Genomic DNA, 14,480 nt, shown 5'->3' with positions numbered 1-14,480 from the left:
CCTGTAGTGGTGGCATGATGATCAACAAACATAGTTTAGATATAGTCGATCCCAGCTCATTACCAAGGTCATTAACGATTCCTATAACGTTGGAATCAACACGACGGTTGTTGCCCAGGCTGTCTCTTGGCCCGGTTCTGATTTGTAACCTGCTTGCACAGCCCTTCCAGCGCGCGGATGGTATAGGCAAGGCACACCACAGGGGCGTGAGCTGTGCCACCGCTGTCGCTGGGCCGATCAAGGCCTATTGGCGTTGATCTTCGGCTTTCAATCCTTGAGCAAGATCCAATAGTTGAAGAGCTCGTCGATGCGGCCTTGGGCCCTTTCGCGGGAGAGCCAGCCGTTAAGGTAGCGGCGAAGGGTGGCATCCTGACCACCGATCAAGAGCACCAATTCGCTGCTCAGATCATCGCTAAAGGGAGTCATCAATGATGTGCGGGGATACAACACCGCCCAGGCTGCTCCCGACTCAGCCGTCGTGAGCAGACCATCAAACTTCTTTTGGCCTGCTGCTGAAAAGAATTCTTGCTTTGATTCGATTGGGATCAACTCCACCTTGGCGCGCTGATGACCGTCACCGAGATACTTTGCGATTTGGGCCTGCAGACCGGGGCTGATCATGGCGGCATCACGCACGGCCAGGGTCACTGTGTGCTCCTGGGGGTTTGCCAATCCGCGCTGCAGTTCCTTGACCTTTGCGTCAGCCACAACCAGGGCCAAGTGCACCGGTAGGTTACCGAGGCTGAGCTCGTGGCGAATCGCGTGGCGTGGGCTGGTCTGAATGCCACCGGCTACGAGATCAATCCTTTCATCCGCGAGCCATTGCTCCAGTTGGGCCATCGGTGCCACCTGCACCTGTAGTCGCACGCCCAGGTTGGAGGCCAGGCTTTTGAGCAGGTCCACGTCAAAGCCCACAATCGTGCCGTCCTGGTTGCGAAAGGCCCAGGGCAGGCCGTCCTGGCGCAAGCCCACCCGCAAAAGACCGCGGGCCCGGATCGCCTCCAAGCTGACGCGTTGGGCTGGCTGTACTCCCTGCAGCTCCTGGGGCTGACCGCCGCTACGCGCCGTGGTGAGAGCCAGCAGGCGGTCGTCATTTCGGTACGAATTCTGCAGGGCCGCCGCCAGGCTGAGCCGGCTGCCCAAGCCCAGGCCAAAGGCCAGGGCCAAGGCCGCACTGAAACTGGCCAGCACCAGCAGCGGCCGCGGTCTCCAAGCCCCTACGCCCCGGGCATAAACGAGCACCGCCAGTACCACCAGGCCCTCGAGTGAGAGCACCTTCTCGATCCGATAAAGCCATTCACCATTGATGTACACCAGCTGCAGCAGGTCTATCGGCAGGCCGAGATGGAGCAATTCCTGCCGGATCACCGCCTTGAGCCCCGAGACCGAAGCTGGAATCGCGCTCAGCAACATGCGGGCGGTGGTGGCGGGCTCCAGGGCCCGGTCCACATACCAGGCGGAGAAAGGAATGAAGATCAAGCTCGCGACCTGGCCCAGGTTGGGCAGGGCAAAGCCAAGCGAAACCAACGGTGCCAGCTCATCACGCATTTCAGCGGCCAGATTCGACCGGGCAGGCGGATTCAGCTGGGCGGGTAACTGCTCCTGCAGGTTGTTCACCAGCATCGGCAGCGAGATCAGCAGGTTGGCACTGCTGGCGGTAAGGACCAAGGGGCCCCGCACGATCCGCCAGAGGACCAAGGGGCTCAAGGGCGTCAAGGCCAATACCGCCATGGCACAGCCGAAACTCAATACCAAGAACGAGATCAGGCTGATGAGAAAGAAACCCTGAATCCGGATCAGCTGCTGCAAATCTAACCTGGATATATTGAGTGCGATGAGTGCAAAGATACCGAAGGGGATCAGACGGACCACAAGCTTATTAAGCTTGCCGAACACCGTGCGCATCACCGCCAGGGGGTTGAGCAGATCATCGCGGCGATCAACCCCCTGCAACAGGATTCCAAGCAGGCAACTGAATAACACCACCGCGGGAAAGTTGTCAGCCGCTAGGGCTCCAAAAATGTTGTCGGGCAGATAGGTGGTGAGCAGATCAGCGGTCTCGCTGGTTTCAAACAGACCGGCGTGGAAGAACTCGGAGGTCACCAGGGGCGGCAGAAACAGGGGCAACCCCACCACCAGCAGCGAGGCGGCCAGCCAGAGCCCCAGGAGCACCACCCCGCCCCTGCTCGCCAGCTCGCTGAGCGATCCTTCGCGCAGCCGCCCAAACCCGACGATCAGCTCGCAGATCAGAAATGGCATCACCACGATCTGTGAGGCCTGCAAAAAGACTGTCGCCAGCGGTTGCAGCCAGGGGGTCTGGGCCGGCGCAAGCAGACCAAACAGGATGCCTGCGGCCATCATCAACAGGCATTGGTTGCCGATTTGCCTGGGCCAGAGACGACCCAAGAAGGCTGGAGCGGACGGTATCAAGGCCAGGGAATGCAATCACTGCCATTCTCCTCTCTGTCCTTGCGGGGTAGCCGTTGAATCTATCTTTGGCGCGCACGGATGAGGTGCGGCTCAGCCAGCCGCAGCAGGATGAATGCAGCCCTGCGAAACCGGGCCATCGCGCCAGCACCGTCGCCCCCTTACGGATTGGCGTCCTCATGGAGCTGGATGCCTGGAGCCCGCGCGAGTCTTCAGTGCTCGAGACCCAGGTCCTGCTCAATCTCTGACACCATTATCCAGCCGCTACTGGACATGACCAATGCCCCCTTGAAGATCGAGAGCCCGTGGATGCCGGTTCCGGTCATCTGATCCAATTTGCTTGGTTTTTGTGCCGTTGTCTCGGCGCTTGATCGACTTCTGGCCGCCCTGATGGGGAGCGGTTCACTCGTTGATGGCGGAGCGACGCCGGGCCTGAATGGTGTGCGCGACATGGGTGTGATGCTGAGGCCCTGAATGGAGCAGAGCCTGAAATGGCCACACCTGAAGGAGTTGCTGAAAATGTCACCGATGGCTGGAGGTATGCACAGCCGTGCTGGTCCTGCCTTCTCTGGGGGTGGTCACCGCCTACCTCGCTGCCAATGAGAATGGCGCCCCGTGGTGTCGGGAGCTCTACGGCTTCGAGAAGCCAAGGGCTCGAGCCGGCTGCAGGGTCCCGGCTCACGCTGGCCTGGTCGTGGGCTTCGATTCATTCATGGGTCCGCTTGCCTTGCTTCTCAGTACGGCAAGCCGAAAGCGGCGCTGAGGGCCCCAACGGCAAAGACGGCCCGTTCAACACTGCAGAAGCAGGGCGCCCTGCACGTCTTGCGCTTGTCGGCCCAGAGTGTCTGGGCCTCGGCTCGGCTCGGCTCTCAGCGTGGTTTCAGCAACGGGATCTCCGGATCGGGACGCCACTCGCCGGTGGTGATCAGCTGCCTTTCATTGGTACGCTCCCAACGGTGTGGGCAAAAGCGCAGCACCTGCCGGTCATGTGGTCGGTCCAACCCTGGCAGCGGCGAGTGAGTACCGGGCTGCAGTTCGCTCCGGTGGGATCAAGAAACCAGTCGCCCGTCAGGCAGACCTTGCTACTTTGGCTGGCCACCAGCACCTCCTGATCGAGAACAGGGCACCTCGGGATGGGCAACTCCACCGATCCGCCGCCTTCCGTGGATCGCGACATCCCCACAAGGGGTGAGTCTTGGGGGGGCGCTACCGGGAACCGGGCCAGCCGTTGATGGACGCGCCCACCATGGCCATGCTGTAAAACACAACCGCAGGGCGCCTGATCGGCCGTCGCGGCCCGGCAGTCACCCGGACGGTCTCAGAGTTGGACCAGCAATACAGCGCAGGCTTCAGGCCCATTGCGGATGCATGGATGGACTTTAATGCTTCTTTAGGGCTTCTTTAGTTCAAGTGAGGCTTTGGTTGCTGTACGGTGAGCGCCGGACAAGAAAAAACTCATGACTAAAGTTTTTAACGGGTTCAGATCTCCTCTGAGCAAGGCATCCAGCCCTTTTGGCGTCCTCGCCTGCATGGCGGTGTCCGCCGGGTCAGCCCTCGCCGTTGGGCTTGCCCCAGCTCCAGTGCAAGCTCAGGTCGTTCTTGACAAAACGACTGGGTCCTGGAGCAACCCTGTTGGCCCAACTACCGCAATTAACACTGTCGAGTATCAAACAGTTGCTGGCCAAAACCAGATCCGTTGGGGTTCCCCTACTAATGTCAACTCCAAGAGTGGCTTGGGGTTCACGGGAGAAGACTATAATCCAAATTTGACAATCCTTCCAGGGACAACAGACTTCCTGATTGGCACACTCCAGCATTTCAATAATCCTATTAGCGCTGGCACGGCTCTGACTTCTGCGCAATTAACTATTGATACATTATTTGAAAACACAAACCCTCTAAGTATTGATTTTATATATACCACCAGCATTGATGAAACTCCCAATTCCACACCCTGCGCTTACCCGAGCACTCCCGGCAACCCTTGCGCTGACAAGATAAGCATCAGCACTATTCCCGCCCAAACGTTCACCTTTGAGGGTCGACAACTAACACTGGCTTCCTTCTTCCTCGATTCCAACAAGAATCCAACGAATTCCTTGATTTCCCAAGAAGGTGGGACCACCACCGCCGAACTCTGGGGGAGACTTACGGACCCCGGGGACAACCCCGTGACAGGCCCTGGGGATGCCGTCCCCGGACCCCTGCCCGTTCTCGGTATTGCTGCAGCTTTCGGATACAGCCGCAAGCTCAGGAAACGTATTCAAGGCAACTGATGCGCGCAGCAACTCAGTCACCTGCAGTGGCTTGAGAGATACCTAGCACTTTTCTTCCCAACAAGCCCCTATGCCTTATTGACATAGGGGCCTTTTTTTACCCTTGATCCCCGGCGTGCCTGCATTTCCTGCCTTCACCGATCATGACTGTCAGCCCTGATTCCTCGCTCGCCGCCAGCCCTTACCTCTCCCGTCTTCTGGCCACCCTGTCGCCTGTGCTGCTGGTGGTTTTCCTCGCCGCCGTAGCCACGGTTGCGCTGCCACCAAGGCTCCTTAATCCCTCGTGGCAGCTGGCCCTCATCGCAACGATCATCACGAACGCCTCCCTGGCGTTGATGGGCACTCTGCTGCTGCCCCTGGCCCTCGGCTTCGATCCCACCAACCATCGGCTAAGGGCCCGCTGGGACGCCTTCCGCCGCTGGGCCCTGCCTGCCGCCCTCGGTTTTCTGTTGCTGATTCCCCTGCAGGGCTATGCCGCCTGGAAGTTCCAGAGAACTGCCACCGTCGCCCAAGAGCAGCAGACCACCCAAACCAGTAAGCAGCTTTTTGAACTGCGCCAGGCCATCAATTCCGCCACCACCCACGCTGAGCTACAGGCCAAGCTGAAGAAGCTGATCGGCCGGAACGCCGGCCTCTCGCCATCTGAATTCCGCATGCCCATCAACGAACTGCGCAACATGCTGCGCGCACGGGCCGAGCTGGCTTCCACCCGGATGATGCAGCAGGTTGAGGCCCAAGCTGCCATGAAACCGACTCTGCCGCTCAAGGAAACCATCCGTATCGCCATCTCCGCCCTGGCCTATGCGATCGGCTTCGCCTTCCTCGCCGGGGTCCTGCCTCGGACTCAAGTGTCGGGTGGGGGTAATCGCGGCGTCGATCAGGACTATTTCGAGACGCTCGCAGAGTGAACAACGCTTCAGCGGATATCGATTAAACCTGTCCACAAAAGCCAGTCTCATCAGCCTGGGGCGCTTGATCTCCTGCCTTGAAGCCAGCTGAGACTGCCGTCTGCTACTGGCTGGAGCTCGCCCGCCTGATCGCCCCGACTCAGCGCCGCACCGGCACCACCTGCATCCCGATCGGGGCCAGGGCGATCAGGGCGAGCTTGATGTGCTGGAGGCCGAAGGGGATGCCGATGATCGTCACGAAACAGGCCACCGCCGCGCTGAGATGGCCGATGGCCAGCCACCAGCCGGCCAGCAGGAACCAGATCACATTGCCGATCAGCCCCAGCGGACCGGTGCCGAAGTCCATGCGGCCGGTCAGCTCCCGGCGGCTGACAGCCTCATAGCCGAACGGCCAGAAGGAAAAGTTGCCGATCACGAAACAGGCCCGGGCCCAGGGAATCCCCACGATCGTGATCGCCGCCACCAGGCCGGCCAGCCACCAGCCCAGGCCCATCACCAACCCCCCGAGCACAAACCAGAGGACGTTGAGCAGGAAACGCAGCATGGGGGGAGGTCCGGTGCTGTTTCCAGCATGGCGGCAGTGAGCCCCCCTGCCCGTTCGTTCAGGACACGGCTGCCGGAAACAGGCGCCGGTTGCGGTTGGCGATCGCCACCAGAGACAGCATCACCGGAACCTCCACCAGCACTCCAACCACGGTGGCCAGGGCCGCTCCGGAGTGGAGGCCGAACAGGCTGATGGCCACGGCCACGGCCAGCTCAAAGAAATTGGAGGCGCCGATCATGGCGCCGGGGGCGGCGATGGCGTGGGGCTGGTGCCAGAAGCGCATCCACAGGGCCGTGATCCAGAAGATCAGGTAGGTCTGCAGGGTCAGGGGGATGGCGATCAGGACGATCGCCAGCGGGTTGGAGAGGATGGCCTGGGCCTGCACCATGAACAGCAGCAGCACCGTGACGATCAGGCTCACGATCGCCACCGGCTTGAGCCGCTGCTCCAGGCGTTCGATCCGGGTGGGGGAACGCAGCAGCACCCTGGTGAGCCAACCGGCCGCCAGGGGCACCACCACAAACAGTCCCACCGCCGTCACCAGGGTGTCCCAGGGCACGAGCACATTGCTCACCCCCAGCAGCAGCGCGGCGATCGGCGCGAAGGCGAACACCATGATCAGGTCGTTGATCGCCACCTGGGCCAGGGTGTAGTTGGGATCACCGTTGCTGAGCCGGCTCCACACGAACACCATGGCGGTGCAGGGCGCCACCCCCAGAAGGATCATGCCGGCGATGTACTGATCACCCACGGCTGCCGGAATCCAGGCGCCGAACAGGCCGCGGATGAACAGCCAGGCGATGGCCGTCATCGTCAGCGGCTTGATCAGCCAGTTCACGACCACCGTCACCACCAATCCCCTGGGCTGGCGCCGCAGGCCGGCGATGGAACCGAAATCCACCGCCAGCATCATCGGGAAGATCATTCCCCACACCAACAGGGCGATCAGCAGATTGATGCGGGCGAATTCAAACGCCGCCACAGCCTCGGAAAGCTGGGGCACCAAGGCGCCAAGGGCCACACCGGCCACGATCGCCAAGGCGACCCACAGGCTCAGAAAGCGCTCGAAGATTCCCATCGGGACTCACTTGGTGGGGGGATCAGGAGCAGGGTGAGGCCGGGGCGGTGCAGCTGGCCGCCAGGGTGGCGAGCCAGGCCCGCAGGCGCTCCAGGGCGGCGGGCTGCAGGCGGTAGTACACCCAGCGGCCGCTCTGACGGTCGGCCAGCAGGCCCGTCTCCTTGAGCACCTTGAGGTGGAACGACAGCTTCGACTGGGCCAGGCCCAGCTCGCTGGTGAGGTCGCAGACGCAGCGCTCGCCATCGCCCAGGGCCTCGATCACCTGCAGCCGAATCGGATCAGCCAGGGCCCGCAGCAGCAGTCGCGCCTGCTCGGGCTGCAGGGGAGCCGGCTCGCAGAGAGCCGAAGGAGCAGGGGCCATCCTTAACCCGGCCATAAATCCATCAACAGCAGCTGATGTGACGATAGGTCCATGTTGCGGCAGGCGCTTTGAAGATCGGCATCAACGGTTTCGGACGCATCGGCCGCCTGGTCTTCCGCGCCCTCTGGGGGCGGCCCGGCATCGAGCTGGTGCACGTCAACGACAGTGCCGGTGACGCCGCCACCGCCGCCCACCTGCTGGAGTTCGACTCGGTGCATGGTCGGTGGAGCCGGCCGGTGCTGGCCGATGGCGATGGCTTCGCGGTCGAGGAACGCCGGGTGGGTTGGTCGACGTTCAGCCATCCGGCCGAGGTGCCCTGGCAGGCAGCCGGGGTGGAGCTGGTGCTCGAGTGCAGCGGCAAGTTCAAGACCCCCGAGACCCTCGCCCCCTACCTGCAGCAGGCCGGTGTGCGGCGGGTGATCGTGGCCTGTCCCGTGAAAGGGGAACTGGACGGCGTCGCCGTGCCCAACATCGTCTTCGGCATCAACCACGGCACCTACGTGCCCGAACGCCACCGGATCCTCACCGCCGCCTCCTGCACCACCAACTGCCTGGCGCCGGTGGTGAAGGTGGTGCAGGAGAGCTTCGGCATCCGCCATGGCTCGATCACCACCCTGCACAACATCACCAACACCCAGGTGGTGATCGACAGTTTCAAGAGCGATCTGCGCCGGGCCCGGTCCTGCATGCAGAGCCTGATTCCCACCACCACCGGCTCAGCCAAGGCCATCGGCCTGATCTTCCCGGAGCTGCAGGGCAAGCTCAACGGCCACGCCGTGCGCGTGCCCCTGCTCAATGCCTCCATCACCGACGCGGTGTTCGAGCTGGAGCGCCCCGTCACCGTGGAGGAGGTGAATGGGGCCTTCGCCGCGGCGGCGGCAGGCCCCCTGCTGGGCATCCTCGGCTATGAGGAGCGGCCCCTGGTGTCGGTCGACTACCTCAACGACAGCCGCAGTTCGATCGTGGATGCCCTCTCCACGATGGTGACGGGCGGCACCCAGCTGAAGGTGTTCGCCTGGTACGACAACGAATGGGGCTACAGCTGCCGGATGGCTGATCTGGCCTGCCATGTGGCCAGCCTGGAGGCGACGTGATGCGCACGCTGTCCCCCCTGCAGCAGTACGCGATCATCACGGCCAACAACTGGGCGTTCACGGTGACCGATGGGGCACTGCGCATGCTCGTGGTGTTCCACTTCCTGCAGCTGGGTTACACCACGCTGGAGATCGCCTTCCTGTTCATCTTCTATGAGTTCTTCGGGATTCTCACCAACCTCTACGGCGGCTGGCTGGGGGCTCGCTTCGGCCTGAAGCTCACCCTCTGGATCGGCACCTTGCTGCAGATCGCCGCCCTGCTCCTGCTGGTGCCGGTGGCCGACACCTGGCCCAAGGCGTTGTCGGTGGGGTGGGTGATGGGGGCCCAGGCGATCAGCGGCATCGCCAAGGACCTGGAGAAGATGAGCGCCAAGAGCGCCATCCGGGTGGTGGTGCCGGAAACTCCGGAGGATCAGGCCAAGGGGGAGCAGCAGCTGTTCCGCTGGGTGGCCATCCTTACCGGCGCCAAGAATGGCCTCAAGGGCCTGGGCTTCTTCGTGGGGGGCCTGCTGCTCTACACGGTGGGGTTCAACAAAGCCGTGATCGTGATGGCGGCCTGGCTGGCGCTGGCTTTTCTGGTGACGCTGCTGTTGCCACAGGACATCGGCAGGATGAAGACCAAGCCGGCCTTCAAGGCGCTGTTCTCCAAGAGCGAGGGCATCAACGTGCTCTCCCTGGCCCGCTTTTTCCTGTTCGGCGCCCGCGACGTCTGGTTCGTGGTGGCCCTGCCCGTGTTCCTGCAATCCAGCCTGGGCTGGCGCTTCTGGGAGGTGGGCGGCTTCATGGGCCTGTGGGTGATCGGCTACGGCATCGTGCAGGGGTCGGCGCCGAGCCTGCGCCAGGCCTGGGGTCAGACGCGGCCGCCGGGGCCCAGCGCCGTGCAGTTCTGGGCCGCCCTGCTCACGGCCATCCCCGCCCTGATGGCGATCACCCTCTGGCGCGAGGTGGGCAACCCCGCGCTCACGGTGGTGGTGGGTCTGGCCGTGTTCGGGGTGGTGTTCGCCATGAATTCCTCGATCCACAGCTACATGGTGCTGGCCTACACCGATGCCGATGCGGTGAGCCTCAACGTGGGCTTCTACTACATGGCCAACGCCGCCGGCCGCCTGGTGGGCACCCTGCTTTCGGGCGCCCTGTTCCTGGTGGGCGGGATCCAGGCCTGCCTCTGGGCCTCGGCCCTGCTGGTGGGACTGGCCTGGCTGGTGAGCACCCGCCTACCGGCGCCGCCAAGGCAGCAACCCCAAACCCTGGTGCCCTCCTTGGGGGGGTGAGCACGTCGTTGGGCCGATCACCGCTGCGATGGCCCCGCGTCAACACGCCTGGCGGTCGGAATTAAACGTGCTGTGAACGAAAACACCCAGAGGATGAGAGGGTGATTAGATTTTGCTGATTTTCCTGGTTGCTCACCAGCCGATGCCGACGCGAACCGGCTGATTCTGCCGTCGTTCGTGGCTGCCGTTGGCCGATGAGCGAAGAGCTCTGCCATGCCAAAGCCACAATCAGCTCAGAAGTTGAGGAAACGCACGATCAAGCGGCGCTACCGGCTGTTCACGCTCGCCGAAGCCAGCCATCCTTTGTACACGATTTCCGGAACGGAGATCCTTGGGGTGGTGCTACTAATCCTCATCGTGGCCTATTTGGTCTGAAGGTTGACGCTTGTCTCCTCGTCCACGGCCCTGAGCAGATTCAGCCCAACCCCTGGTCATCACCTGATCAGCCTCGGGGGCACGAACGTTGTCGCCATGCTGGAGGGCCTTACCTGGCCTGCCATGCCGTTGAGTGCCCCACCCCGCCAGAGGTTGCTCGAGGTGAATGGCGGCTGCTGGGAGGGCCTGTTCGTTCGCCTGGGTCCCGATGGCCGCGAGATCGAACGGTTCCCCACCCGCCTGCTCGTCACCGACCAGGACGGCAGCATCGAAGCCGCCCTCACCTACCTCAACTCCGGGCGCACCGTACCGATGCGTTTCCATGAGCCGCCGGCGGCCATGCAGATCAGCGCCGCCGGTCACTGGAGCCTTGGCATCGATCGGACCGGTCCCTGGCCCTGGATCGCCGAGTTGTGCGTCGCCCACGGCGACCGCCGCCGCCGGATCGTGCTGCGCCATGGTGTCGACGCCCTGGAGAACCTCACCTACGCCAGGGAATGGCGGCCCGGCGTCACCGAAGCAGGCCCCGCCACCCCGTTGGTCGCCAGCCTGCAGACCACTGAAGCGGGCAGCGCAGCAGCCACCCGCTGGTGCCTGGACGACAACGTTGAGGTGGTGATCGTTCATCCCCCCACCCCGCCGGGGCCCGTGCAGGTATCGCTCACCTGGCAGGTCGACGCCGATGTCCGCTGTCGGATCGAACGCCACTACTCCCCCTACGGCCTGCTGGAGCCCCTTCCTGCGGACGGGTGACGCGCCTACTGCGCGCCAACTGGTCACGTCCGGTCACAGATCCCCTCCACCCCGGTCAGCGGTGAGTCATCCGGAGGCGTTTGTCTGATGGGGCAACGGAACTTCCACCATGATCAGCCGATCCTCCCGACTGCTCCATGCCGCCCTGGTGGTGGGCTGTGGCGCTGGCATCGTCTACGCACCGGTCCAGGCCCAGACCTCCCTGAGCCTGCAGCTGGGCCAACCCGGCTACCTCGGACAGATCAACCTCGGCAATCAGGGCCCGCCGCCGGTGTATGGCTACCGGCCGGTGATCGTCCGGCCGCCGTCCCAGGGACGAAACCGCTGGACTCAGGCCTCCAGCCAACCGGTGTACCTGCGGGTGCCCCCGAACCAGATTCGTGACTGGGGTCGCTACTGCGGTCTCTATCAGGCCTGCCATGTGCCCGTTCAGTTCGTCCGAGACGACTGGTACCGCCATGTTTACGCGCCGCGTCTGCGGGCCGCCCAGGCCAAGCGCGACACATGGGTGCTGGTGACACCCGCCGGGCGCGCCTACGGGCTGGAGAAGCGCCGCCGCTGGGACGACGACGATTGAGAACCCCAACAAGTGAGGGCCAGCCGAGAGAGGGTGCGTCAGCGACGGCCGAGCAGGTCCTCCCAGGTGAGGGGGTGCTGGCCAGGGTCGTGGCGCGGTGGCCTGGCCACCAGCAGGCAACTGGGATAGGCAGTGCCCCTGCCGGCGACGGCGGGGGACGAACTGGGACGTGTCGAGGGCGACGGACGCCTGGAAAGGGTGTTCATGGAAAATGAAAACAAGGGGATATGGATCTCGCACCGGGAGGCTGCCGTTCCCACGCGGGGAATCGCACACGGCAGTCATTGCTGGACCTGGTGGACCGTCCCCAGGAAGCGCGGGGCGGCTCGGTGCTGGCTCCGGCGAAGGCGAACACCAGGTCCGCCGGCTTCTGCCGGATGTAACAACCATAGCCGATCCTTGGGCTGCTCCACCCGCAGGGAGCAAAAAATGACAGAAAGCGGGGGATGTCCAAGCGAAAAAGCAGACCTACCATGATGCGATTCCCCGCCAGATCGCTCCAGTGCGATGGCTGTAGCGCCATTCATGTCCCAAGACCTGCACCCAGAGGAGCAACGCCGCAGCCCACGGCTCCTTGTCCCCGTCGGCGTCTCCGTCAGCCTCAGGTTGGCCTCGAAGCAATCGGTGTTCGTCAACCTCCGTAACGTCAGTGAGAAGGGGGCCTGCGTGGTGCGTCAGGGGAGTCTTGACATCAACGAGGACGACAACGTCGTCATCCTCGTCCTGGAATACGACTCCGCTGCCAAGATCACCCTCCCCTGCAAGGTGTGCTGGGTGAGGAACACCGGATTCAACACCTACGTGGGCCTTTCTTTCGTCAATTCCACTCTGTCCCAGGACGCCCTGACCAGACTTATCGCCTGAGGCTGAAGCCTTCTAACCGTTGGCGACGTCTGCACCGTTTTGGCTCGGAAGTCTGCCGTCACAGCGTGTCTGGTTCAGTTCAGCCTCCCGGAAATTGGCCCCATCGATATTGGCTCCTCGGAGATCCGCCAGGCTCAGCTTGGCGCCCACGAAGCTGGCGGCCCGAAGATCGGCACCACTGAGATCGGCGCCGGTGAGATCGGCATGGCTGAAATCAGCCCTGGCCAGATCAGCGCCATGGAGATCGGCTTGGCACAGCAGCGTGTTGGTGAAGTTTGCCCCCCGCCAACGGCTGAATGGGATTCTTAGACCCTCAAGATTGGCCCCCTGCAGATCGAAATCGTCCTGCCAGAGTCCGGCGGCAGAGAGATTTTCCAGAGCCCTCAGCCGGCCAAGGCTGTTGGACGTTCTTGCCTCGCGCTGGGCGAGCAGGAGTTCGAACATTTCATGGTGCTCCCGCTCTTTCCTTTTGGAGGCTTCGAGCAGGTAAACAATTGCGGCCGTGACAATACTGAACGACTCGACATTGCCGATGCTGATGATGTCCAGAAAGTCGGTGGTCAGGCAGTCGGGCCCCGACGAGGGATCGTGGCAGTTCTCGAAACGGTTGACAGCGGCGAGCAAGCCAAAGGAGAGGGCGGCTGCGATCACAACCCGGAACCCGAAGGAGCTCTCCAGCAGACGAAAGAAGGGCGAGGCGCGCCGCTGCCGCTGGCGCTCGTACCAGGTGGAAGGGGGGGGACGCCTGATCATCGAAGGGTCACGGCTTGGCAGGGGAAGCGGGAAACACCTGGCTCCAGTCACGGCGAAGGCTGACCAGGCTCCAGCCATTCTGCGCTGCCAGCTCCAGCCCCCGATCCAGCCGGCCGAAGCGGGAGTTCCTGTCATAGGCCACCTCCCGCTCGGCATCATCGTGGTGCAACAGCAACCCCAGCCGCCGCCCCGGACCGGAGGTGGTCCAGCGAAGCAGTGCCAGGTCGCCATCGGAATTGCCAAAAGCCGCGATCGGGCGGCGACCGATGGCCCGCTGCACGCCCACCGGTTTGCCGTCGCCATCGTTGATGAAGTCGACCACGGGCTCGCGCCACAGGGTGGGCTGGTCGTTCTCGTCGGCGTAGCGCAACCGCAAGGTCGAGCCGATCACCTGATCCGGGGGAATGCCGTAGATCTCTTCGGCGAAAAGCCGCACGAATTCGACACCACCGCCGGTCACGATCCAGTTGCTGAACTCCCTGGCCCGCAGGTAAGCCAGCAGCTCCAGCATCGGCTGGTACACAAGCCAGGTGTAGGGCACACCCCGTTGCGGATGGCGGGCGTCGCGCAACCAGTCGCGGGCCAGGTCCGCGAACGCCGCAGTGGTCATCCCGGCATGGGTGTGAGCCACCAACTCCAGCAGGCCCCGCATGCCCTGGCCCATCAGGGTGTCCATGTCTTCGGCCGCCGCCGCGGCCACCAGCGGATCACGGGCCAGATCGCTGCGCTCCGCCACCAACTGGCGGGCCCGATCCAGGGCAAAGGCCATCTGCACATACATCGGCTGCTCGGACCAGAGCGTGCCGTCGTTGTCGAACACGGCGATCCGCTCCTGCGGCGCCACGAAGTCGGGGCTGCCTGGGCCACTGACGCTCTCGACGAAGTCGAGCAGGTTGGTCTTGAGTGCGCCCTCCCGCCAGGAGGGCAAGGGGTCATGGCCAGCGTCAGCAGTCATGGCAGGCAAGGTGTGCATGGCTCGATTCTGCAGAGGCAGCACGTGATGGATGCGGCGGACAACCATCAAAAAACCCCCTGCCGAAGCAGGGGGTCATGGGCTCGTGGAGAGCAGGATCGGATCAGCCGATGGCCGGGGCGGTCAGGGCCACAGGAGTGGCGCTGGCGGCCGCCAGGTCGAGCGGGAAGTTGTGCGCATTGCGCTCGTGCATCACTTCCATGCCGAGGCCGGCACGGTTGAGCAC

15 protein-coding genes and 1 pseudogene are annotated in these 14,480 nt (G+C 63.3%); 8 read left to right on the top strand and 8 right to left on the bottom strand.

Annotation, left to right across the window (positions count from 1 at the left end; all coding sequences use genetic code 11):
• Positions 1-267: 267 nt before the first annotated feature.
• Entirely contained in the window at positions 268-2,361 is a 2,094-nt protein-coding gene (locus KBY95_RS14715) for a cation:dicarboxylate symporter family transporter (RefSeq protein ID WP_254965970.1), read from the bottom strand.
• A 1,595-nt stretch (positions 2,362-3,956) separates the two neighbouring features.
• On the opposite strand from KBY95_RS14715, the gene KBY95_RS14710 reads away from it, so the two are divergent.
• Together KBY95_RS14710 and KBY95_RS14705 are read left to right on the top strand one after the other, a co-directional pair.
• Positions 3,957-4,703: a THxN family PEP-CTERM protein gene (locus KBY95_RS14710; RefSeq protein WP_254965968.1), complete on the top strand. Its 747-nt coding sequence runs from the start codon at positions 3,957-3,959 to the stop codon at positions 4,701-4,703.
• Between the two features lie 143 nt (positions 4,704-4,846).
• A complete protein-coding gene (locus KBY95_RS14705; protein ID WP_254965966.1) occupies positions 4,847-5,611 on the top strand; it encodes an HpsJ family protein in 765 nt (254 codons plus the stop codon).
• A 139-nt stretch (positions 5,612-5,750) separates the two neighbouring features.
• Here the strand turns inward: KBY95_RS14705 and KBY95_RS14700 are convergent, their stop codons facing one another.
• The 3 genes from KBY95_RS14700 to KBY95_RS14690 are packed head-to-tail and all read right to left on the bottom strand — an operon-like array spanning position 5,751 to position 7,594.
• The gene (locus KBY95_RS14700; protein ID WP_254965964.1) at positions 5,751-6,155 is read right to left on the bottom strand and encodes a YccF domain-containing protein; all 405 of its coding nucleotides are present in this window, start codon (positions 6,153-6,155) and stop codon (positions 5,751-5,753) included.
• A gap of 58 nt (positions 6,156-6,213) precedes the next feature.
• Positions 6,214-7,233, bottom strand: a complete 1,020-nt coding sequence (arsB, locus tag KBY95_RS14695) for an ACR3 family arsenite efflux transporter (protein ID WP_254965962.1) — start codon at positions 7,231-7,233, stop codon at positions 6,214-6,216.
• Between the two features lie 22 nt (positions 7,234-7,255).
• Positions 7,256-7,594 carry a helix-turn-helix transcriptional regulator gene (locus KBY95_RS14690; RefSeq protein WP_254965959.1) on the bottom strand — a complete coding sequence of 113 codons (339 nt, stop codon included), beginning with the start codon at positions 7,592-7,594 and terminating at the stop codon, positions 7,256-7,258.
• 68 nt (positions 7,595-7,662) lie between these two features.
• Between KBY95_RS14690 and KBY95_RS14685 the strand changes: the two genes are divergently transcribed.
• From KBY95_RS14685 to KBY95_RS14665, 5 genes are all read left to right on the top strand, one after another.
• Positions 7,663-8,688: an ArsJ-associated glyceraldehyde-3-phosphate dehydrogenase gene (locus tag KBY95_RS14685; RefSeq protein ID WP_254965956.1), complete on the top strand. Its 1,026-nt coding sequence runs from the start codon at positions 7,663-7,665 to the stop codon at positions 8,686-8,688.
• Positions 8,688-9,959, top strand: a complete 1,272-nt coding sequence (gene arsJ / locus KBY95_RS14680) for an organoarsenical effux MFS transporter ArsJ (protein WP_254965955.1) — start codon at positions 8,688-8,690, stop codon at positions 9,957-9,959. Before KBY95_RS14685 ends, arsJ begins: the two co-directional genes overlap by 1 nt.
• Before the next feature lie 213 nt (positions 9,960-10,172).
• Entirely contained in the window at positions 10,173-10,334 is a 162-nt protein-coding gene (locus KBY95_RS14675; RefSeq protein WP_254965948.1) for a hypothetical protein, read from the top strand.
• 123 nt (positions 10,335-10,457) lie between these two features.
• The gene (locus tag KBY95_RS14670; RefSeq protein WP_254965946.1) at positions 10,458-11,087 is read left to right on the top strand and encodes a DUF3598 family protein; all 630 of its coding nucleotides are present in this window, start codon (positions 10,458-10,460) and stop codon (positions 11,085-11,087) included.
• Between the two features lie 109 nt (positions 11,088-11,196).
• Positions 11,197-11,664 (top strand): hypothetical protein, encoded by a 468-nt coding sequence (locus KBY95_RS14665; RefSeq protein WP_254965945.1) that lies wholly within the window; start codon positions 11,197-11,199, stop codon positions 11,662-11,664.
• Positions 11,665-11,702: 38 nt separating this feature from the next.
• On the opposite strand, the gene KBY95_RS14660 is transcribed toward KBY95_RS14665, so the two are convergent.
• Positions 11,703-11,870, bottom strand: coding sequence for a hypothetical protein (locus KBY95_RS14660; protein ID WP_254965942.1), 168 nt, complete (start codon positions 11,868-11,870; stop codon positions 11,703-11,705).
• 319 nt (positions 11,871-12,189) lie between these two features.
• On the opposite strand from KBY95_RS14660, the gene KBY95_RS14655 reads away from it, so the two are divergent.
• Entirely contained in the window at positions 12,190-12,528 is a 339-nt protein-coding gene (locus tag KBY95_RS14655; RefSeq protein WP_254965940.1) for a PilZ domain-containing protein, read from the top strand.
• 12 nt (positions 12,529-12,540) lie between these two features.
• Here the strand turns inward: KBY95_RS14655 and KBY95_RS14650 are convergent, their stop codons facing one another.
• The 3 genes and pseudogenes from KBY95_RS14650 to KBY95_RS14640 form a co-directional block, all read right to left on the bottom strand.
• The gene (locus KBY95_RS14650) at positions 12,541-13,179 is read right to left on the bottom strand and encodes a pentapeptide repeat-containing protein (RefSeq protein WP_254965938.1); all 639 of its coding nucleotides are present in this window, start codon (positions 13,177-13,179) and stop codon (positions 12,541-12,543) included.
• Positions 13,180-13,288: 109 nt separating this feature from the next.
• Positions 13,289-14,236, bottom strand: a complete 948-nt coding sequence (locus KBY95_RS14645) for an HAD family phosphatase (protein WP_254965929.1) — start codon at positions 14,234-14,236, stop codon at positions 13,289-13,291.
• Positions 14,237-14,357: 121 nt separating this feature from the next.
• A pseudogene (locus KBY95_RS14640) lies at positions 14,358-14,480 on the bottom strand (photosystem II q(b) protein); the annotation flags it as partial.

It is taken from the genome of Cyanobium sp. Aljojuca 7A6, from assembly GCF_024346455.1.
GTDB lineage: Bacteria > Cyanobacteriota > Cyanobacteriia > PCC-6307 > Cyanobiaceae > Cyanobium.
The sequence above is the reverse complement of the archived record's forward strand: the minus strand, read 5'-3'. Positions and strand labels throughout refer to the sequence as shown.